This window comes from Cohnella yongneupensis (genome assembly GCF_042655785.1).
Lineage (GTDB): Bacteria > Bacillota > Bacilli > Paenibacillales > Paenibacillaceae > Cohnella > Cohnella yongneupensis.
Genome location: NZ_JBHSNC010000024.1, coordinates 142,873 through 164,900 on the forward strand (window position 1 = coordinate 142,873; position 22,028 = coordinate 164,900).

At 56.2% G+C, this 22,028-nt stretch carries 15 protein-coding genes; 4 read left to right on the forward strand and 11 right to left on the reverse strand.

Annotated features, from left to right (window positions below):
• Nucleotides 1-50 precede the first annotated feature (50 nt).
• From ACFPQ4_RS07925 to ACFPQ4_RS07960, 8 genes are all read right to left on the reverse strand, one after another.
• Nucleotides 51-2,186 (reverse strand): right-handed parallel beta-helix repeat-containing protein, encoded by a 2,136-nt coding sequence (locus ACFPQ4_RS07925; RefSeq protein WP_378111248.1) that lies wholly within the window; start codon nucleotides 2,184-2,186, stop codon nucleotides 51-53.
• 18 nt (nucleotides 2,187-2,204) lie between these two features.
• A complete protein-coding gene (locus ACFPQ4_RS07930; RefSeq protein WP_378111250.1) occupies nucleotides 2,205-3,020 on the reverse strand; it encodes a carbohydrate ABC transporter permease in 816 nt (271 codons plus the stop codon).
• A complete protein-coding gene (locus tag ACFPQ4_RS07935; protein WP_378111251.1) occupies nucleotides 3,017-3,910 on the reverse strand; it encodes a carbohydrate ABC transporter permease in 894 nt (297 codons plus the stop codon). The genes ACFPQ4_RS07930 and ACFPQ4_RS07935 overlap by 4 nt, the downstream gene beginning before the upstream one ends.
• Nucleotides 3,911-3,986: 76 nt before the next feature.
• The gene (locus ACFPQ4_RS07940; protein WP_378111252.1) at nucleotides 3,987-5,360 is read right to left on the reverse strand and encodes an ABC transporter substrate-binding protein; all 1,374 of its coding nucleotides are present in this window, start codon (nucleotides 5,358-5,360) and stop codon (nucleotides 3,987-3,989) included.
• Between the two features lie 110 nt (nucleotides 5,361-5,470).
• Nucleotides 5,471-6,811 (reverse strand): ABC transporter substrate-binding protein, encoded by a 1,341-nt coding sequence (locus ACFPQ4_RS07945; protein ID WP_378111253.1) that lies wholly within the window; start codon nucleotides 6,809-6,811, stop codon nucleotides 5,471-5,473.
• A complete protein-coding gene (locus ACFPQ4_RS07950) occupies nucleotides 6,789-8,342 on the reverse strand; it encodes a response regulator transcription factor (protein WP_378111254.1) in 1,554 nt (517 codons plus the stop codon). The genes ACFPQ4_RS07945 and ACFPQ4_RS07950 overlap by 23 nt, the downstream gene beginning before the upstream one ends.
• Nucleotides 8,339-10,180: a cache domain-containing sensor histidine kinase gene (locus ACFPQ4_RS07955; protein ID WP_378111255.1), complete on the reverse strand. Its 1,842-nt coding sequence runs from the start codon at nucleotides 10,178-10,180 to the stop codon at nucleotides 8,339-8,341. Before ACFPQ4_RS07955 ends, ACFPQ4_RS07950 begins: the two co-directional genes overlap by 4 nt.
• Nucleotides 10,181-10,342: 162 nt before the next feature.
• Entirely contained in the window at nucleotides 10,343-12,067 is a 1,725-nt protein-coding gene (locus tag ACFPQ4_RS07960) for a permease (protein ID WP_378111256.1), read from the reverse strand.
• Nucleotides 12,068-12,262: 195 nt separating this feature from the next.
• Here ACFPQ4_RS07960 and ACFPQ4_RS07965 point away from each other — a divergent pair, with 195 nt between their 5' ends.
• Nucleotides 12,263-13,846 (forward strand): HD domain-containing phosphohydrolase, encoded by a 1,584-nt coding sequence (locus tag ACFPQ4_RS07965; RefSeq protein WP_378111257.1) that lies wholly within the window; start codon nucleotides 12,263-12,265, stop codon nucleotides 13,844-13,846.
• Between the two features lie 100 nt (nucleotides 13,847-13,946).
• Nucleotides 13,947-14,723 carry a cache domain-containing protein gene (locus ACFPQ4_RS07970; protein WP_378111258.1) on the forward strand — a complete coding sequence of 259 codons (777 nt, stop codon included), beginning with the start codon at nucleotides 13,947-13,949 and terminating at the stop codon, nucleotides 14,721-14,723.
• 683 nt (nucleotides 14,724-15,406) lie between these two features.
• Here the strand turns inward: ACFPQ4_RS07970 and ACFPQ4_RS07975 are convergent.
• Both ACFPQ4_RS07975 and ACFPQ4_RS07980 read right to left on the reverse strand, forming a co-directional pair.
• Nucleotides 15,407-18,505 (reverse strand): AAA family ATPase, encoded by a 3,099-nt coding sequence (locus ACFPQ4_RS07975; RefSeq protein ID WP_378111259.1) that lies wholly within the window; start codon nucleotides 18,503-18,505, stop codon nucleotides 15,407-15,409.
• The gene (locus tag ACFPQ4_RS07980; protein ID WP_378111260.1) at nucleotides 18,502-19,677 is read right to left on the reverse strand and encodes an exonuclease SbcCD subunit D; all 1,176 of its coding nucleotides are present in this window, start codon (nucleotides 19,675-19,677) and stop codon (nucleotides 18,502-18,504) included. The genes ACFPQ4_RS07975 and ACFPQ4_RS07980 overlap by 4 nt, the downstream gene beginning before the upstream one ends.
• Nucleotides 19,678-19,883: 206 nt before the next feature.
• On the opposite strand from ACFPQ4_RS07980, the gene yhbH reads away from it, so the two are divergent.
• Both yhbH and ACFPQ4_RS07990 read left to right on the forward strand, forming a co-directional pair.
• Nucleotides 19,884-21,029: a sporulation protein YhbH gene (gene yhbH, locus ACFPQ4_RS07985; RefSeq protein WP_378111261.1), complete on the forward strand. Its 1,146-nt coding sequence runs from the start codon at nucleotides 19,884-19,886 to the stop codon at nucleotides 21,027-21,029.
• A gap of 66 nt (nucleotides 21,030-21,095) precedes the next feature.
• The gene (locus ACFPQ4_RS07990) at nucleotides 21,096-21,272 is read left to right on the forward strand and encodes a hypothetical protein (protein ID WP_378111262.1); all 177 of its coding nucleotides are present in this window, start codon (nucleotides 21,096-21,098) and stop codon (nucleotides 21,270-21,272) included.
• 138 nt (nucleotides 21,273-21,410) lie between these two features.
• Here ACFPQ4_RS07990 and ACFPQ4_RS07995 read toward each other — a convergent pair whose 3' ends face one another.
• Entirely contained in the window at nucleotides 21,411-21,971 is a 561-nt protein-coding gene (locus tag ACFPQ4_RS07995; RefSeq protein ID WP_378111263.1) for an S-layer homology domain-containing protein, read from the reverse strand.
• Nucleotides 21,972-22,028 lie beyond the last annotated feature (57 nt).

Sequence of the window (22,028 nt, forward strand, 5' to 3'; positions counted from 1 at the left end):
CCTAATCATACCTCCTCCCGATTCTCGGGGAGAGAACAATATGCGCGCTCCTATTCGTAGTCTTGCGGGAAATCCGCCTGTAGCCCGAACTCGTCCATCGGAAAGTTTCGGAAACCAAGCGCCAGCGCTGGCGAATGCGGCTTTACCCGATAATCGCCGGCAACCGGGTCGACGAAGAGCGGGTCGGCGAACGCGGAGTTGACGTCCCAACCCATCGCTTGCCATTCGGACCACCCGTACGTTTCCGTGCGGCTTCCGAGAGGCCGATAATGAACCGTCGCGAGAAACCGTCCCAAATCGCTGAAGAACAGGTTCCCGTCCAATTCCTTCACCCATTTGCCATGCATTGGCGGACCGATAAACTCGTACAACTTGCCCTTAGAGTCTCCCTTCTGGAAATCGATGTCGACCTCGGGATTGTCCCATTCGCTGTTCGCGACGACGATGTTCCGTACGAAACGGTCGTGGTTGTCCTCGTACCCGATATGGATGCCCGGAGGGTTCGCCCCGTTAACGAAAATGTTGTTCTCGACCGTACGGTAATCCCCTTCGCGCAGCTTGATCGATACGCCGATGCATAGATTGTTGCGCACGACGTAATTGGAGGAGCCGTCGTCCAGATCGATCCCCCAGCCTTTGCGGTCGCGGAACCGGTTATTCTGAATGACGACGGGCTTTCTGGCATCCTTGACAACGTCGCCGGCGCCATGGGAGGCGGGTCCATGCGATTGGGACAAGCACCAGAAACGGTCTCGCCCCCACGAATTGAAGGGCCCGTGATCTCCCGTCTCTCTGACCGTGTCGTACACGTCGTTATGCTCGATGACGTGACCGCCCCATGTGCCGTCGTTAATGCAAATGGCTGCCCGAGGCAAGCTGAAAATCTCGTTGTGGCTGACCAAGTTGTCACTGCTTACCGAGATGAAGACGCCAGCCGTCTGTTTGCCGTAGAAGCCGATGTCGTGAATTTTATTGTTGCTGACCATAATCTCGGCCGGATAGGCGTGTTGGCTCCCGAGCGTCGACGTTTTAGAGCCCACCAGGCATACTCCGCTTTCCCCGAGATCGTGCATCCAACAACCATGAACGCAATGGTTCCTGTTGTACAAGCTCATGAAGACGGCGTTCCCGCCGACGGCATCGAACCGGCAATACATGACTTCGCAATGCTCGGCGCCTTCCATATACACCGCGCCTCCGCGATGAATCGTCCAGTCGCCGAGCGACGGCGCTTCGTATTCCCGAAGATAGGTCGGAGAAGCGTGGCGAAAATGAACATCGATGAACGATACATGCTTTACAGGGTTTCTTTGCGTTCCCTGAAACGAAACGATGCGATCTATGATCGGCACTTCTACGACAGCCGATTGGAGATCCATATCCGACGGAGGATAATAATAGAGAACTCCGGCTTCGCGATCCGCGTACCATTCGCCCGGAGCATCGAGCTCCTCGAACACGTTATCGACGAAGTAATCGGAGCGTTCGTCGATACCGGTCGCGTCGATACCTTGCATGATGTCGTTAATTTGATAACCGCCGTCTCCCAACCGGATTACGCCCGATCGCGTATCTATCTCCATAACGCGCCATTGCAGGTTTCCCCATTTGTTCATGCCCATGATGTGGACGACGGCCTCCTCCGGCTTCGCCCACGTCTTGTCCGTGAACGTTGCAGGATCAAGCGGCAATTCCTCGTGCGGCCAAGCGCTCGGCGCCCGTAGTGGGCGAATGAATGCTGATGCTCCGCCCCGTCCGTTCGGGTAACGCGCTCTAGTCTGCCGGACGCCGTTCACGAATAGCTCCGCGAACAATCCTTCGCGAGATACGCCTTTCCATTCGGCAATGGCGGTTTGCCATATTCCGTCTCGATAAGGCTCCCAATTCGTCCGGAGCCGCCGACCTCCGCTAACGACCGGACGTTCGCCCGGATAAGCGCGATAGGTAATCGGCGCGTCCGCGGTGCCTGAATCCTCGGACAATAGCGTAAAGGTTTGCTCTAGGTAGTGAGTACCTTCCCGTAACCACACGGTCGCGGAGCGTTTGCCCGCTACGCCCGCTCCCCGAAGTTGCTTCCGTGCCCGCTCCAGCGTGGCGAAAGGAGCGGCCTCGGAGCCTGCTGCCGTGTCGTCTCCATGCGGACTAACGTAATAGTTAACCAAGGTGCCTATCGTTCTGTCGTTCATCCTTCGTTCTCTCTCCTTCTAATCCTTCACCGCGCCCGAAGTAATGCCGCTGGTAATATATTTGCGGGCGAATAGGAAGATCATGATGGCTGGCATTCCGAGTACGACAAGCGCAGCATTGAATTTCCCTAAATCCGCCGGGGAGAACCCGAACAAGCCTTTCAGCGTATTCACGGCCACTGTGGCGGTCAGCACCGACTTGTCGGTCAGGAACATGAGCGGTAGCAAGAAGTCCTGGAAGGACCACATGACAGACAGCACGCCAAGGTTAATTAGCGCCGGCGTCGCCAAAGGCAAGTAAATACGGGAGAACATCTGCAGCTTGGTCGCCCCGTCGATCGATGAAGACTCCATCAGCTCTGGCGGAAGGTTATCGAAGTAATTGCGAAGCATAAGCACGGCGAACGGCAAAGTCATCACCGCTTCCGACAAAATGACCGACCAGAGCGTATTGTAGAGATCCAAATTTTTGAGAATGTAATAGAACGGAATCAAGATGACGACCCCCGGAACCGCCAGGCATAACAGTACCATGATGTAGAGCGTCTCCTTGGCGAAGAACCGAAGCTTGGAAAAAGCGAATGCCGCAAGCGAGCTTACCCCGAGGATAATCGCCGTACTCCCGAGCGCGATCAAAGCCGAATTTTTGAATGTGCCTAGAAGCGAGATCCCGTTCAAATCGTTCGTGAACAAATCGACGTAATTTCGGAACCCGTTGACCTTGAGAGAGTTGCGGATAGCCGTATAGAACGGGAATAGCCAGATCAGGGCGAATAAATAGAGAAGAACGGTGATGATCGTTTTTTGCCTGCGGGTTACGAGATTGAAATTCATGCCCGTCTCCCCTTTCCGGTCTTGGTGCGATACGCGAGCAGTTGGATGACCGAGATGCACAAGGCGATCGCGAGAACGATCACGGATGCCGCGCAGACGTAGCCGATGTTCACTCCAGCCGAGCGCGCGAACGAATAAATATAGACGCTCGAGTTCTCCGTGGTGCCCGCTGGTCCTCCCTGGGTAAGCAGGAATACCCTCTCGAATTCTCGGAAGCTGCCGAGCAGCGTCGATAGGATGATCGTCTTATGGGCGTTCTTGAGCAGCGGAAACAATATATGCCATAGCATTCTGCCGAGTCCCGCCCCATCGATGACCGCCGCTTCCAGTACGCCGGTATTGATCGTCGTCAAGTCCGCGTTATAGTACATCATGGGCAGTCCGATGAGGAATACCGAGATAGACATAATGGACACATAGGCGAGATTCGGATCGCTTAGCCATCTTTGGGCCATGCCGTCCATACCGACGTTGCGGAGCAATTCGTTGAGCGTTCCGAAGCGGAACTCCAGCATGATGGAGAATACCATCGCGATCAAGGCAAGCGGCATGAAGGACGGAATGAAGAATAGCGCTCCTAGCAGCCTGGAGCCTTTGATTCCTATGCTGAGCACGACGGAAATGACGCAGCCTACCGTGAGGCTAATGGCGATGGCCGCGGCGGAGAACACTAGATTGTTGACGATGGAATGGATGAATCGGCTATCTTCGATCGCGATGCGGTAATTGTTCCACCCGACGAACTTCGCGTCGTGGAACGATAACGTTTCATTAAAGAAACTGGCGTGGATGATAAAATAAAAGCCGTATAGCAGGAACACGGCGAACAGGACTAGCAACGGTGCGACGAACAAATATCCGGTAGCGTGTTGTCTGGCCTTGATCTTCATGGTTGCTCACTCCCCTGGAGGACAAGACGGGAGCGATCGCCGATCACTCCCGTCGAGCCTTCTTCCGGTTATTCGATTAATTGTTCGGATACTTGCCCGTCTCGAACTCTTTTTGAACCGCTTTCGCCGTATCTTCCGGCGACTGGTTGCCGATGATCATCTTCTGCAGCTGTTGGCCGGTTACGTCGGAGAACGGAGAGTTGTTATTCCGGTCCGCGGTCGGGTTGTTCATCAAGTCGGACAACGTCTTGTATCCTTCTTGCGCCGTTGGCGTAGTGAGCAGCGAAGCGTCCGGGGTGAAGCCCGTCTTATTGGTCGCGATCGCGAAAGCGGAAGTCAGCATGTCGTTGCCTTCTCCGAATACGAGGAAGTCGATCAACTGCATCGCTTCCTTCGGATGCTTGGAAGATGCCGGGATGCCCACGCCTTGATCGATGAAGGAGCGGATCGACGGCTTGCCGTTCGGCTCGATGGCCGGAATCGGAATAACGCCGACGTCATTGATGCTCACTTGGTTGGCTTTGCGGAAGCTCTCCAGCAGCAAGTTGGCTTCCCAGTTGCCTTGAATGAAGAACGCGGCTAGGCCCGAGGTGAATGCGTTACGCGAAGAAGTGTAATCCATGTCCATGACATCGTCCTTGTTAATGATGCCGTCGGCGAACAGCTTCTCCAGCCCTGCGGCCGCTTGCGTATATTCCGGTCCGTCCAGTTTCTTGCCGTTATAACGCCATTGGTTGAACAAGTCGGATTGTTGACCGGCGATCGTCCAGGCGACCTCGTCCAAAATCCATGCGTCTTTGCCGCCTACGGCTACGGACACTTTGTCGCTCTTCGTATCGCGAAGTTTATCGGATACGGCCTTCAACTCCGCATAAGTTTTCGGCGCCGGCAAGCCGAGCTCGTCGAGAATATCTTTGTTGTAGTACATCACCATCGAGCCGACGGATGCCATCGGCAAGAACTTCAAGCCGTCCGCCTGCGCTTTCGTCTGCGCGACGCTGTTCGCGCTGATTACCGTCTCCCAGTCGGGACGAAGGCCGGCTAGCAGATCTTCGAGCGGAAGAAGGTCCGCTTGAATTTGCCGCGGCATTGCGCCGGTCTGTACGCCGACGACGTCCAACTCTTCTTTGGTGCTTAGCGCAAGCGGCATCTTCGTTTGGAAGTCTTTGCTCTCCATCACGGTGAGATCGACTTTGATGCCCGGGTGCGTCTGTTCGAACTTCTCGATGACCGGCTTGTAAATGTCCGCGGACGGATTCCACGTCCAGAACTTGAGCGTGACCGGTTCCTGGCTGCTGGCCGGCGCGGATGCCGTTTCGCTTGCTTCGGTCGAAGAAGCCGGCGCGTTGGAGCTCGATGCTCCGTTGTCGTTCGAGTTACCGCATGCGGCGGTCAACATCGCGAACGCTGCGATCGTGCTTAGCATTGCAATCGTTTTTTGGGATTTCATATTTATTCCCCCTCGGCAAGTATCAAGCGCTTACAAGAATCAGCTTAACACTCGCCGGGAGGGGTGCCCATGGACATCGCACATGATTCGACATGGAGATCTTACATAACTTAGCGGGGGTGTTTGAACTCGGGGATTCCCCGATCGAGAGCGATTTGTTCGCGGTAGGCATCCATGCCGGAGAGCGCATCGCGTGCGGTAATGGCACCCGTCATCGCTTGTTGGACCCACTTGCCCATCTCGTATTGGCTGTAACCGATCATGAAAGGAGTTGCCGAAGGGAAAGTCAATGCATCGATTATCGCTTGATTTTCCACGTATTGCGGGGTAGGACGATTCGTCGTTACGCTTCTGAAATAGGTGCCTGATTTGATGTCGCGGTAAACCTCGTTCAATACTTCGGGATTCGCAAGAAATCGAATAAAATCGACCGCTTCGTCAACATGCTTGCCGTTCTTGTTCACCATAAGCATCGCCGCGTTTGGACCTTCGAACAGCTTGGCATCGGCTCCGCCGACGAACAGGGGCATCATGCCGAAATCTTGGGCGCTGCCCGGATATTTCGCTTCGAGATCCGAATACAGGTACGTATCCCACGCCATGACCATCGCATAATCTCCGCCATGCAAGGCGGCAGGCAGACCGTCCCAGTTATTGCTTGCCGAATCATCGCCGAAAAAGCCGCTGGCGTACATCTTCCGGTACCACTCGACGACATCTAAGATGGCCGGCACATCGGACATGTTCGCTTTGTTCGTGTTCAGTGCCTCTACCAAGCCGGGTGTTTTGGCTACGGCATAATCGATGCCGAATTGAGGCATGAGCGGCCAGACGTCCTTGCTCGCCAAATATACGGGTACGATCCCCGCTTCCTTGAGCTTCCGACATACGTCGAAAAACTCGGACTGATTCGTAGGCACTCGTAGACCCAGCCGCTCGAATATCCGCTTATTGTATATCATTCCGCTCGTAGCCGCTTCCCACAAAGGCAAACCGTATAGCTTGCCGTCCTTCATGAGCCGGGGCTTAACCGCTTCGATTAAATCCGATACCCAAGCCTCTCCGCTTAAGTCGACGAAGTTGCGTTCGGGACGCAGGTCGCTAAGCGCCGCGCCTCCGAAGTGCATGACGATATCCGTAATTTCGCCGATGGCGACCCTCTTGCTGATCAACGTGTCGGCCGTGTCTATCGGCAACTCCTGCAACTCGATCCGGTTGCTGGTCTGCTGCTCGTATAACGAAATCGCCTTCGTCAATATCGGCTTGCCCGTCCACTCCTGATTCGCCATCAAAGTGAGCGTGACGGGGCGGACCGCAGTTATTCCGTTTGGCGCCTGGGCCGTATCGCCGATACCGGCGTCGCAGCCGATGAGAACGGTCAGCGCGGCGAACAAAGCCGCGCTAACGAACGCCCGGCGCAACTTGCCCTTAGCTGGATTCGCTCTCATCATCGCGTTCCCGCCTTTCCTTGTATTCCTTGGGACTAAGTCCCGTCGCGATTTTGAATACTTTGCTGAAGTACAAGCTGTCCACATATCCGACCTGCTCGGCGATTTGGCGTAGCGACAGGTCCTTCCTGTCGTTCAGAAGCGTTATCGCTTTGTCTATGCGCAGCTTGGTTAAATACTTCCCGGGAGGAATGCCGACGACGTCGCTGAACACGTTGGCGATGTACGTCTTGTGATAACCGAACACGTCTTGCAGATCGTCGCTTCCGATAGGCTCCATGTAATGCTCATCCAAATATCGCCGCACGTTGTCGATCAGATCTTTCGCTGAGCGTTCCGGGCGAGAGCGCGCCAAGTTTCCGTACAACTCTCGCATATATTCGCAAAATTGCGCGACCGCTTCGTCTAACGTCAGAGAACCGGACAAAAGCTCGTTCGCGTCAAAGGCCGCGATTCCCGGAGCGTCTCCCAAGCGCCATTGAACCTGAAAGAGACGCACGATCGCCGTCATCAGGCTCTCGACGGCCAGTTGCCCGTAGCTTTCCTTCATCCAATTGTTAGTCCAGCTCACCATCGTTTTCTCGAAAGAGCGGTAATCCGCCGACTTTGCCAGCGTCCGGCAAGATTGTTCCAAATCCGTCGTGAGGACGAAATCCGGCTTCCTCGGATCGCCTTGAACCCAAATCCGGGATTGCCCGATCATCGTATCTCCGGCAAGCGCGTCTCTTATCGCTCTAAGCGTCGCGGCCATTCGTTCCGGCGTTACAGCCTCCGAAACCGCCATGCTTATCGGTATGGCCGCCATCCCGCCGCTCGATTTCCATTCGGCTAACATCGATTCTACATTTTGCCGAGACAAAGTTTCGCCGATCGGATCGTTTAATCCTCGCACGATGATTTTCTCATTGGAAGTGATCCCGCTCATCCGCCATGACGACACGCCGTTACCGGTTGCCTTCAACGTTTCCTCGTTCCAACAAAACCAGTCCTCTGCGGTCACCAACCGTTCATCCCATGCCTTGCTCCAATAAGATCCTCTCCGGATCAGAAGCAGTTGATAGTACGGGTAGCCCGGATCGGCTGCTCGCCTTTCGGAATCATCCGGCAGCCGCAAAGCTTTCTTGAGATAGAGCCGCTCGCTCTCGTTTCTGCGCTTGCGAAGCAAAGAAGCCGCCTTACCGAGAGCCTTCTCGAGATGATCTTCTTTGACGGGCTTAAGCAAATAATCGCAAGCGTTGGACAGAAGCGCCTCTCTCGCGTAATCGAAATCGCTATAGCCGGACAGCACGACGCAAGGGATATCGTAACCTCGGGCAGTCAGCTCCTTCATGAATTGCAAGCCGTCCATGACCGGCATCCGGATATCCGTTACGATCAAATCCGGTTTAGGATCGCTTTCCGCAAGAAGCTTCAGCGCCTTCCTCCCGTTATACGCGGTCTGGGTGACGACAAAACCCTGGGAAGAAGACTCGATCATTTGTTTCACCATGTGAAGAATCGGCGGTTCGTCCTCGATCAGCATGACCCGGTTCATCCCGTTCTCCTCCCCGTAATCGTAATGACCGTGCCTCCGCCCGGACGATGATCCATCTGCACGGCGATAGCTTCTCCGTAGAACAAGTAAAGACGCGCGACCACGTTCGTCAGACCGATGCCGTTCCCTTGCCCGATCGGCGACAGATTCTCTTCCGCGCTTTCCTCGGCCAGTCGCTCCGTCTCCGCCCCGGGGTCGATTCGCAGCTCGTCGATTTGGCGCCTAACCCTTGTTAACAGCTCCGGCGACATGCCGACGCCATTATCCGCGATCGCCAGAGACCATTCCTCCTCGTTCACGGATGCGCGAACGGAGAGCTTCCATGGCGGATCGATGCCCAGAAAGCCATGCTGGAACGCATTCTCCACCAAAGGCTGCAACGACAATCTTGGCAACGGAATAGGCTTGACCGCGGGATCGACGTCCATCTCGATCTCTACGAAGCCTTCGTACTTGCTTTGCATTAACGTCAAATACTGTTCCACATGTTCGATTTCAGCGCCGACGGTCGAATCTTTACGGTTGAATTTCATCGTGTAGCGAAGCATATCCGACAGGGCGATGCACAATTCCTCGACCTTCCGATTGCCCGAGCTATTGCCGAATGCCGCGATGACCGTGAGCGTGTTATGCAGAAAATGTGGGTTAACCTGCGCCTGCAAGGCGTTCATCTGCGCAACCAACGCGCGTTGGTTGGACTTCTCCGTTTGCCGCATCGATATTTTCAACTCGTCGAGCAGTTCTTGGAACGCAACGCCGAGAAGCGTAATTTCGTTGCGGGTTCTCAGTCTTGCTGGCAACAGCTCCAGCTTGACCAAGTCGACGTTGGCAAGCGAGTCTTTCAATTTCCTGAGCGGTCTAGTTACTCGGTTCGTGTAATAGTAAAGCAAGAGCATCAGCACGGCCAGCACGGCCAGGAAGATCGTTATCGAACTATTGCGCATATAGGTGATCGGGCGTCTGAACGTCGACAAATCCTCGACCAGCAAAATGTTCCAATCCGTAATCGATAGACCGGAATAGAACACCATCTGGCTGCCGGTTCCCGGAAGCTTCAATTGAAAATGACCGAACTCCCCGACTAGCGGCATGTTAACGAGCCGATTCGCGTCAATCTTACCTTCGAACTGTTGAGACAAGCTGCTGAACAGTAGATTCCGATTGGCGTCCAGGATAATGACGTTGCCGCTCGTCAGATCGTTGCGAAAGAAAAAGATTTTCTCCAGTTCTTTGACGGAATAGCTGATCTCTACGTAACCATACACATTATAGTTATCGCGAAGCGGGCGAACGATGGAAACGACCGAATCACCCGATAACGACCAAGGATCCGGATGGGGAGGCAAAAAGCGCTTATAGTCTTCCATTCCGATATATTGGCCGAACGTCGGCATTAATCGGACATGGCTTTTGTCTACCTTAATGACATCCATCCTATTGCTAAGGCTCAAATAATCGCCGAAGCGGCTCACCAAGCTGATTCTTCCCTTCAGCGACTGCAGCGACGTGAACGATAGCAACGAGTTTTGCAACTCCGCGCTGATCGCCGGATGTTCTGTAAAATAGTTTTGATCGGAGTCGGAAGTAATGCTTTTCATTACGTCCATGATCGAATCGGATGCATTGACCGAGATCGATAGCTTATCCATTTCTTTAAGCATATCGTCGACTTGCTCCTGTAGCTTGATCGTCGTCTGTTGCTTGTTTTGCGCCAAGTCGTTCTCGATGAGCGATTCGTTCCTGTAATAGTTAATTACGTTGATGATCGTTAGCATAGCGAACAAGAACGCCGCCAGCGTCAAGAAAATTTTCGTCTGGTAGCTGAAAGATCCGAACATATCGTTCCTCCTGCCGCTAATGAATGCGCTTCCTTAATCTTATTAATTTAACAGATTTGATCGGATGCGGGGTAGACGGATTTACAGATCCGCCTATGGAATATTTACGGATGTAAAAAAGCCGTCGCCCGCAAGTCGCGCTGCGGATGACGGCTTCTTCCTTTAACGAACGATACGATAGGCGGCGTAGGCGCCGGGCATAAGCTTGAATTCCAATAGGTCTTGCTTCGTCGCGTGGTCTGTCCGGTAAAGCGATGCGTTTCTAGCCTTGCCGAGCGGCTGAAGCGTCGCCCCTTGCGGGATCGCCACCCGCCAATGCCCGGGATCCGTCCTGTACGACTGCACGACGAACGTATCGTTATCGTAGACGAACAGCGACGCCGAGCTCTTGCCCTCCAGTCTGACGGGCATATGTCCGGCCAGCACGAGCCGGATCTCGTTCAACACGGCTTCCGGCAGCTTGGCGAGATCCGCGAAATTGTCGGGTACGACGAGCGTGAACAGCGTTCCCTTGCCGAAATGGTCGTACATTAGGATCGGAATATTGTTGTCGCCGTTGAAGCCTACGATGCGCTGCCATGTTCCGTTAGTCGCGTAATCGAATACCGGGAACGAGATCGGCTCGCCGTCCGCGAAATCCCTGAACGTGCAGCTGTCGGTATGAGTTCCATACCGGCCGATCGTCATCTTCTTCCCGTTCGGACGCAGCGTCGTCAGATGCTCGGCTCCTTTACCTTGCATCGCTTCTACAAATCCGGAAGTCATGACTACTCTTCCGCCTTGCCGGACGAACGATTGGATCTTCGATACGATGTCCTTGTCATGCGCCGACGCCGCCGTTACAAGCACCTGCTCTTCTTCCCCGTAGGCGGGAAAATACGGCGAAGGCTCCAGCGGGATCCCCATATTGCCCAGGTAATTACCGAGGTGGTCCTCTCCGCTGGCATGGTGGGGATTGTACTCTCTTAAGCCGCGCGGAGTGCCTAGTTCCGCTGCAATGGCGTCGAGCTTCTCTAGCTGGAAGCCGAGCGCCGGCACATGGACGGAATCTTTCAGCAGCCCGTAACAGAACAGCGTCAGCTCGCGGGCTTTGCCGAACACCGTTAAGTTCGCCTGATGCAAGTAATAGTCGATAAACGTGCAATCGAGGTTGTCGAACCAGCCGCCGCCGTTCGCGCCGGGCTTCAGATGTTCCATCCAGCGCAGCAGCGAATAGGAAGCGTATCTCGGGATGCGCTGTTGACTGTTGCCGGGATTGCGGGTTTCGGTGCCCGTGTAGATGCCGTCGAAAATATCGGGCTGCAGCTCGGTATTATAACCGGTAGCCTGATAGGATTCGATCCAGTTCGGATACTTGATGACTAGCTTTACGTTCGGATTGACCGCTTTGGCGGGACGCCGAATGAGGTTCTCGGACACGTCCGTCATCAGCTCGAGCCGGTATTCCGCCCATGTTCTGTCGCCCTTCGCCTCGATATCCCTATCACTCGCGCTATTCGTAAAGAAAAAGTCGTCGAATATGATTTCGTCGAACACGGAGGCCGCGATTTCGACCTGTTCTTGAAATTTCGCCCGCGACTCGGGATCGGCATAGCAAATCGAACCGAATAACCGAGGATATCCGGGCGCGTACGAGTCCGGTAGCGTAGGTGTAATACCGCCGGCCGTCTCGATCCCTCTCGACTCGAAGAACGTCTTCAGTTCCGATAGACGCTCCCTCGTCAGACTGATTTCCCCGCGATGGTTCTCGAGATACACTTTGGACACTTTCATATGTTTCTCGAAAAAGGCGAGATCCCGCGTCAACGCTTCCTCTCCGATCGTGGCGATGTCCGGCGCGGGACAATAAATAGCGAGCTTAAAGTTATCGTACGGTTGCTTAGGCATGCGCGCAGCTCCTCATTTTTATGTTAAGATGGCATTCTTCCTCTAGTATAAACGCGCGTTCACGCATTCTCTATAGCCTGCGGTGACTTTAATGGCATTATCGTGACCCGTTAAGCTGTTTACCCAAAAAAGGATTTGAGCCATCCGCGTGGAAATCAAGTAACATTACGGCACAGGAAAGCGAGCCCCCTTCTCATGCAAATCTATCATCGGTTTATAAGACAGCTTGTCCGCAACTACTTGATCGGCTCCGGGATCGCCGTGCTTGGCGTCGGAAGTTTGTTCATTTTCTCCTCGCTCCAAGAATCCTGGGACGTCTACTGGCGTCTGGCGTTGGTGCTCGTCGTCTCGCTCGTCATCATGCTGGCCACCGAGCTGTTCGTGTTCAACAAACATCTGCTGCCTATCCGCCGCTTACTATCCGAATCGGAAGATGCCATTCCGTTGGAACGGCTTCGGGGCGTATACTTGCATACGCATCGGCTTCCGATCCTATCGGTCAAGCGAATTTTCGGCCCTCATCTGCTCGGACTTTCCGTGCCGGGCATCGTCGTTACGTTCGTCTGCGTCAAACGAGCGTGGATCGACATCCCTGCCTATTACATCGGTCTCGCCGCGGTAGGCGCTCTGCTCGTCGCGTCGCTCCATGCGTTGATCGAATATTTCCTCACCGCGCAGGCGATCCAGCCATTGCTCGCGCATATTCACGGGCTGGCGGAACGGCGCTACGGCGCCGAACTCAGCCTCGACGGACGGGTTCTCGTCTCTATTCAAACCAAATTCCAACTTAGCGCTTTCTTGATCGGCACGTTCCCGCTCGGATTGTTCGCCCTCGCGGGTCAAATCCGTCTTCATAAGCTATCCGGCGAGAACAACGCGGAATATTGGCAATGGGCCGCCCTCATTTTGGTCATGGGAATCGGTTTCTCCTCGCTCGGCGCATGGTTGCTGTCGCTTAACATCCAGAAGCCGATCCGCAATTTGTACGAGAAGATGGGCGCGGTGAAGGAAGGGAACTTCGGCGCGCGCGCCAACGACTATTATTCCGATGAGTTTTCCAAGCTGGTCTCGGGGTTCAATCATATGCTGGACGGATTGAAGACGCGGGAGAAACAGAACGCGCAACTCCTTCAAAGCTATTTCACGACGCTCGCCGCGGCGCTTGACGCCAGGGATGCGTATACCGCCGGCCACTCCGAGCGGGTCGCGTATTATTCTGTGCAAATCGGCAAGCTGGCGCTGATGAGCGAGCCGGAGCTCGATACGCTGCACAAGACCGCCCTCCTCCACGATATCGGCAAAATCGGCGTCAGGGACGCGGTGCTGCTGAAGGAAGGCAAGTTGACGAACGAGGAATTCTCTCTCATTAAAGAACATCCCGTGCTCGGGGAAAAAATATTGCGTCAAATCGAACCCGCCGAGGCGATGTCGGAGCTGCTGCCCGGCGTACGGTCGCATCACGAGCAGTATAACGGCAAAGGGTATCCCGACGGATTGGCCGGTGAACAAATTCCGTATTCGGGGCGCATTATCGCCATCGCGGACGCCTTCGATGCGATGACTTCGGATCGTCCGTATCGCAGAGGGATGTCGGTAGAACTGGCGCTCGGGATTCTCGAGGAAGGCAGCGGGTCGCAGTGGGACCCCGGGTTGGCGAGATTGTTCGTCTCGTGGATGCGTCAGACGCAAGATGAGGTCGCGGCGACGGCAGAGACCCTTTCGGACCGTGCAGCCGCACGTTTGGAGAATAATCGAGAATATTCGGAAAATAATCGATAGAGTGAGGCTGGCAAGACCGCTATAGTGGAGGAAATCGTAAGGCAACGAAGTCGCCGGCCTACCGGCGGCTTCGTTGCCCTTATCCTCGGGGGGAAGCCTGATGTTCACGCGCCTGCTCCGCAACTTTAAACTTTCCGGCCTGCGCCGCCCGCTCCGTTCGATCGGTTTGAAAATCGGGTTGATCTTCGTCGTCTTCGTAGCCGCGACCGGCTATGCGTCATACCGGATCGCCTCGAACGTGCTTAAGGACAAAGTGACGGAAGCCTATACGGAAACGGCCGTTCAAGCGAGCCAGAAGCTCGACTCCCTCTACCGCACCTTCGAGCAGATCGTCTCTCAAATGATGGTGGACGACGAAATCCAAAGCACGGTAACGGGTTTGCTGGCAGGCGATCTCGATGACTACGATGCCTCGCAGATGGCGACCCGATTGGATACGCGGCTTGAATCGTATATGTTCTCGAACCCCGCTATCACCTCGATCGAGTTGCTGCGGCGCGAAGGAAATTACATCCCGACGACTTCCGGCTTGCTAACCAACAAAAGCTATGCCGAAGAAGCGTGGTTCCGCGCAATCAACGACAAAGAAGGAGAGTTCGTCTGGATCGACGGCAACCTCCCGGACAACCGCAACGCGAATCCGACGATCACGCTTGGGCGCGTCCTGCGCGGACAGGGTATGGCGGACGGCTACGGCGTCGTCCTGATCGATGTCGGCGTCGACGCGATCGCGAAGCAACTAAAGGACGTCAAGCTAGACTCGGGAGACATCCGCGTCGTCAGTCCTTCCGGCAAAGCGGTGTACAGGCAGGCATCCCTGCCGTCCGGACAAGCGAAGAACGAGTCGCTCGCGCGGATGAGCGACACTAGCGGCTGAGCTCCGGCTTATGCAGCTCGACCGCTTCCCATGCCTCGCGCCCGTTCGCGTAATCTCCGACAAGCTCGAAGCCGTGCTCGTTCCAGGCGATCGTGTTCTTCAACCCCACGCGCACGACCGCTTCGTCGTCGACGACAATGACTTTGGAAGCTCCCCCAGCCCGCTCGAATGTTAAAGCGCTTTAATAGGACAATTATGCACGATGGGGCGGCAAGCCGTCTATATGATTGCTTGCTATTACCTCGCCACGCGAGGTTGCACGGCCTAACCACCTTAAACAACAGCTATTACCTCGCCACACGAGGTTGCACGGCCATACTACCTTAAACATCCGCTATTACCTCGCCACGCGAGGCTGCACGGCCAAACCAACTTAAACATCTGCTATTACCTCGCCACACGAGGCTATACTGCCAAACCACCTCAACTCCCCGCTCTAACCTCGCTACGCGAGGCTACGCGGCCATACTACCTTAAACATCCGCTATTACCTCGCCACACGAGGTTGCACGGCCAACCTACCGCAGCCCACCGCTGTCCGCAAGATTGTTGCTGTTCGCTACTATCTAAGAACATTCTCGATTCTCGACCTCTGAATTGCCGTTCAGTGTGACAATATCTCATTACGCCATAAAAAGCCGCCGAACGCGTCCGGAATTCGGAGAGTTTGGCGGCTATACCCATTATTTCAGTATAAACGCGGTGCGGCTATAACCGTCCTTCGTCTTGCTCACTTCGAGCACGGCAGGGAACGCTTGCTTAAGCTCCTGCACATGGGAGATGACCCCGATCATCCGTCCAGCCCGCTGCAAGTCGACGAGCGTCTGAATCGCCTTTCCGAGCGACTCTTCGTCGAGAGATCCGAAGCCTTCGTCGATGAACATCATCTCGATCGAGACGCCGCCCTGATACGCTTGAATGACGTCGGTCATCCCGAGCGCGAGGCAGAGCGAGGCGTTGAACTTCTCGCCGCCGGACATCGACTTCACGTCCCGGTTCTGACCGGTGTAAGCGTCGAATACGTCGAGGCCCAGACCGCTCTGCTTGCCGCGCGTCTCCAACCGGTCGCTTCGCTGCAGCAGGAACTGACCGCCGGACAGCTCTTGTAGCCGGACGTTCGCCGCGAGCAAAATTTGCTCGAGAAACTCGATCAAAATATAGCGCTCGAACGAAATTTTCAGCGCGTTGTCGCCTTTCAGCATCTGATAAATATCCGATACGCTCTGATGTTGAAGCTCCAGCTCGTTAAACTGCGCATGGGACTTCGCAATCGCCGCGAGCAGACGTTCGGCTTCCTGCTTATGCCGCTGCGCGGCATGAAGCTCCGCGACGGCGCCCTCCGCTTGCGCCTTAAGCGCCGCGATCGCTTCGTGCAGCGCCTCGAGCGCTGGAGCTTCTCTGCCCGCCAGCTCGCGCTCCAGCTCTTCGATTTGCTGCACGAGCGCCGCCAACGACGCGCGGAACGCCTCGATCCGCTGCAGCCGCGCCGCGCGTTCCGGCTCCGCCAGCTTTGCCGCGGCATAGGCCTCGGCATCGTCCGCGAAGCCGCTCTTCGCGAGCTCGTCCGCGAACCGCCGAGCCGTTGCCGCACGTTGCTGCTCCGCCTCTTCGAGCTGGCTTCGCTGCTGCGCGGCATTCGCCCGCTCTACGGCGACGCGCGTCTGCATGCGTTGCAGCGCTTGCTGCGCTTCCTCCCACGCGTCCGTCAGCCGCTTCAGAAGCGCGGCCGTTTCGCCGATGCGCGCCTCGAGCCGAGCCGGCGTTCGCACGTCTTCCGGAACGCGGCCCAGCTCGCTCTCCAAGAGCGATTGCTTCGTGCTGCGATCCAGCGTAATCCGGTGAAGCTTCTCCTGTAGCCGCTCCCGGTCCGCGGTCAGCTTCTCGTGCGCCTGCTCCGCTTGCTCCAGCGACGTCTTAAGCGGCTCGACTTCCCGCTCGAGCGCTTCCAGCTTGTCCTTATCCGCGCGAAGCGCCTTGCCGCTCGCCTCCGCTTGCGCGAGCTGTTCGGTCCATGGTATGGCGTCCGACAAGCCGAGCTCGTCCATCGCCGCCACTTTGCTGCCGCGCAGCTCGGCGGAAGCCGCCGCCTGCGCAGCCGCTTCGCTCAGCACTTGCTCGGCGACGCGAAGCTGCTCCTTCAGCGCCTGAATTTGCTCGCGCGACGGGATGTTCACGGCGGCTGGCGCCTTATGCGGGTGCTCCTCGCTTCCGCATACCGGGCACGCTAGCCCGTCGTGCAAATGAAGCGCGAGCAAGCCCGCTTGGCCTTCTACCCATAGCGCTTCCTGCTCGTCGTGACGCCGCCGAGCCTGCGCGGCCGCTTCTCCGAACGAGGCCTCGTTCCGCGAAGTTTCGTGCAGCTTCGCTTCGATCGTCAGCATCTCTTTTAACCATTTGTAGCGATCGCCCGCCTGACGATATTGCTCCCTTACGGAAGGCAATCGCGCCAGCTCCGTCTCCATCGCCTTGAGCCGCTCCAGTTGGACGCGCCGCGACTCCTTCAGCTCGGCCAGCTGCCGTTCGCCGGAATCGCGCTCGGCCGCAAGCTTCCGCTCCTCCTGCTGCAACCGCAGCAGCTCTTGCTCGCGCTCCGCCAGCGTGCGCACGATTGGCGCATACTCGCCGAGCTTCTGCAGCGCGAGCTGCGCTTCCGCGCGCTCCGGCTCCCGCGCCTGCTCTACTCGCACGCGCTCCTCTGCATTCGCCAACCCGCGCTCGGCTTCGGCAACCGCCGCAAGCGTGCGCTCCAATTGCGCGGACTTCGCCGCTACTTGCCGAGAAGCCGCAGCGGCTTGCTCCTCGTAAGGCTCGATCTTCGCGGCCTGCTCCGCGAGCTGAACCGATTGCGCGAGCGCGTCGATGTCCGCTTGGCGCGCCGCCATCTGCTCGCGCTGCGCCTGCTTGTCCGCCAGTTGCGCGAAGCGACCCGCCAGCGCAAGCCCGTCGCGCAGCGCGTTTTCCGCGTCCGCGAGCAATCCCCCTAGCTCGTCGCGACGCGCCGCAACCGCCGACTCCAGCTCGCCGTAATAACCGGCTTCCTGCGTCAGCCCGTCCATCACTTGCGCCGAGCTGCGATACGGCTGCGCCAACGCCAACGTTAGCGCGCCGTCGTCCCGCTTCGGCAACGTCTCTTCCGCTTGCTTCACGTAAACGTCCTGCATCGCTTTCTCTTGCTTAAGCGTATCCTGCAGCTCCCGATGGCGACGTTGGAATCTCTCTTCTATTTGCTCGTAGAGCCCGGTCCGGAAGATGCGCCGCAAAATCTCTTCCTTGTTGTCCGTATCGGAAGTAAGCAGCTTGCGGAACTCGCCCTGCGGCAGCATGACGATCTGGCTGAACTGCTCCTTCGTAAGCCCGATAACCGACTCCAGCTTCGCGTTCACGTCCGAGACGATGAACCGGTCTACGCACGGCACGTCTTGCCCTGAAGTCGTCTCGTACAACTCGGCTTTGCCGCCGGTCTCGTTCTTGTTTCCGCCGCGCTTATGCGGCATTTGCCTGACGACGCGATAGGTGCGCCCGCCGACGCCGAACTCGTAATCGACGGCCGTGTGCACGTCGTCCGCCGCAAAATGGCTGCGCAGCATTCGCGTCTCCGCCCGGTCTTCCCCGCTCGCGCTTCCGTACAGCGCGAAGCAGATGGCATCGAAGATCGTCGTCTTGCCCGCTCCGGTGTTGCCGGAGATAACGAACAGCCGCCTGTCTTCCAATCGGCGAAAATCTACCGTCTCCGTGTCGCGATACGGACCGAACGCGGTCATACTTATTCGAATCGGCCTCATAGCGCGCCTCCTTCTTCGCGAACGACGTCCGCGTACGTCTCAGCGAACAGCCTGCGCTTGTCTTCGGTCAGCGGCTGCCCTTTAACTTCCTCGTAAAACGCCGCGAACAGCGACACCGGATCGGCTTCGCGCCGCGAAACGCCGGCCGCATCGCCGACGCCGTCTCCCTTGCCTTCCACGACTGTCGCCGCCTTAACCTCCACGTGCAGCGCGTTCGGATAGACAGCGCGAACTTTTTCCATCGGATATAACACCGGATTGTCGCTCAGCAGCGTCACGAACACGTAATCGTCCGACGCGACTGCCGTAGCGCCTACGATCACTTCGACCGGAGCGACGACTCTCCGCATGTCGCGAACCGGCGCGAACAGCCGTTGCTCCACCGTGATCGCCCCATCGCCGTCTAGCTCCACCACGTAATAGCCTTTGCGATGGTGCTCCTCGGATATCGAATATTTCAGCGGCGAACCTGCGTATCTGACGCGTTCGTCCCCGACGTGATGCGCCTGATGAAGATGGCCGAGCGCCGTATATTGGAACGACCGGTAATATTCCGCATGGACGTGTTCCGCGCCGCCAACCGACAGCGGACGCTCCGATTGGCTCGTATTGTCCTGCGGCGTAGCGCCCGGCGTCACGAACGCATGTCCGACGAATACATGCCTCGCCTGCTTATCCATCCGCTCCTCGATCCGATCTACGATCGCCTTCATCGCTTCGTCGTGCGTACGGATCGCCTCGTCGCCGTACGCGAAGCGCACTTGAGCCGGATCCGCGTACGGCACCAAGTGAAAATGAACCTCGCCGTCCCCGTCGCTGAGGACGACAGGTTTAATCTCCGCGCCTAACTGCCCGACCAAATGTAACCCCCGCGCCTCCATGATACGCGTCCCGAAAGCCAGCCTGTCGGGGCTGTCGTGGTTGCCCGAGATCGCAAGCACCGGAACCCCCAACCCAACAACCAATTCCGCGAATAGCTCGTCCAACAGCTCGACCGCTTCCGTAGGCGGCACCGCCCGATCGTACAGATCGCCGGCGATGATAACCGCGTCCGGGCGCTCCCGCTCTACTTCGTCTATTAACTGCCTCAGCACGAAGCGTTGATCCTCCGTCATATAGACACCTTGCACAAGCTTCCCTAGATGCCAATCCGCCGTATGTATGAATTTCATGAGGACGTGCCTCCCAACTATTTTTTACGATAATCAATCGCTTATTTAACTATTCTAATCTATCGACGGGACATCTGTCAGTTGCACGCGCGAGTGTTTTGTTTCCATGTGCTCGTCCCCCCCGTAAGTTCGCACACATTGTTTTACCCGACATGAATATATTGATTACGATCAACCAATTTAACACTCGCGAGAGGGGGTTGCCCATGAACCATTCCTCATTCATCTTGTCCCGCGAAGACTGGTCGCTCCACCGCAAGGGCTACCAGGATCAAGCGCGCCACCAGCAGAAAGTACGGGAAGCCATCAAGCAGAATTTGCCCGACCTGATCAGCGAGGAGAACATCGTGCTGTCGGATGGGCGCCAGATTATAAAGATCCCGATCCGCAGTCTCGACGAATATCGAATCGTATTCAATATGAATAAAAAGAAGCACGTCGGCCAAGGCAAAGGCGACAGCAAAGTCGGCGACGTGCTCGGAGTTGATCCTACCCCCCAAGGCGGTAAAGGGGAAAATGCCGGTTCCGATCCGGGCGACGACGTCGTCGAGGCCGAAATCTCGATGGCGGAGCTCGAGACGATGCTATTCGAGGAGCTTGAGCTCCCTTATTTGCGTCGCAAAGAAAGAGAACAAATCGAAGTGTCCGAAGTTCGTTTCACCGACGTCAGGCGTAAGGGCATCATGTCCAACATCGACAAGAAGCGGACGATACTTGAAAACTTACGCCGCAATTCGCGCGAGGGTCATCCGGAAATCCACGGCATTTCGCCGGACGACCTCCGTTTCAAAACTTGGGAAGAAATCGTAAAGCCGCATAACAATGCGGTTATTCTAGCCATGATGGATACGTCGGGGTCGATGGGCAGCTTCGAAAAATATTGCGCCCGCTCCTTCTTCTTCTGGATGAGCCGATTCCTTCGCAGGCAGTACGAGAAGGTCGAAATCGTGTTTATCGCACACCATACCGAAGCCAAGGAAGTGACAGAGGAGGAGTTTTTCACGCGCGGCGAGAGCGGCGGCACGATCTGCTCCTCCGCTTACGTGAAGGCGCTCGAAATTATCGACAGCCGCTATCCGCCCTCTCAATACAACATCTATCCGTTCCACTTCTCCGACGGCGACAACCTGACGAGCGACAACGAGCGGTGCGTCCGGCTCATTCAGGAAATGCTGAAACGCTCGAATATTTTCGGCTACGGGGAAGTCAATCAATACAATCGCTCGAGCACGCTTATGTCCGCTTACAAGCATCTGGAGCATCAGCAGTTCCTATACTATGTCATTAAAGAAAAAGCCGAAATCTACTCCGCGCTGAAGACGTTCTTCAAGAAGCGGGAAGCGGCGGGTTAAATGCGAAAACAAGCGATCGTCCTCCAGGTGGAGTACGGTCGCTTTCCAATTAGGGAGGCGATAAGGATGACTTTGGCGAAAATGATGCGCTGCATGACCGCCGGCCTCATCTTGGCGATTCTCGCGATCGGGTTGCTGCCGTTTCTGCTCGTTTACTTCCTAACGGACGTCAGCGGCTTGAGCGATTTCGACACGACGCCGATCTATACGCTCGTGAACAAGTTCATCGGCGGGGGGAAGTAGTTAAAAAAGAGAGCGGCGCCAGAGAATATTCCCTGCTCCGCGCTATTCGCTTATTAGGGTACGTAAAATTAAAAAAGCACTGGCAAACCGCAGAAACCTACGTTTGTCGGTGCTTTTGCCGTTTCGATCGTACCTCGGTTAACGCTCGTACCAATAGCCCGGAACGCCCCGTTCTAACCGCATAAGCGCTTCGAAATAGTAATAGTCGCCCCAGATCATGTAACCATCAAGACCGCTTCCAAGCAATACCGCGTTGCTGATGCTGGCCTCGTCGGAGAAATCCGCCGCTGGGGCATCCGTAACGGCTTTACTCGATTGGTACGCATAGGCATGCATTAGCATGACGGCCATTTCTTGACGTGTAATCGCGTCATTCGGCGCAAGCTCAGTAGCGGAGAGACCCTTCACGATGCCAGCATTATGAGTAGCCGCTACGGCTCCCGCATACCAGTCGGAAAGCATAATATCCTCGAATCCAGCCGCCATGCCCGTAATGTCCAATTGCAGCGCGCGCGCTATAAAGGTCGCAAACTCTGCGCGCGTTACATTCGCCTTCGGATCAAAGCGACTAGCGCTGACACCATTAATAATATGTTTAGCCGCCAGCTTCCGAATGACAGGGTAGGCCCAATCCCGTTGTTGGACGTCCTCGAAGGCTTTGTCATAGGCAAGAACGGCGTATCGGCTAAAGTGCGACACCTTCTCGACGCCTAACGCGAAGGTCGGTAAACGCGGCTCGATGCCCAGCTCCTCGCA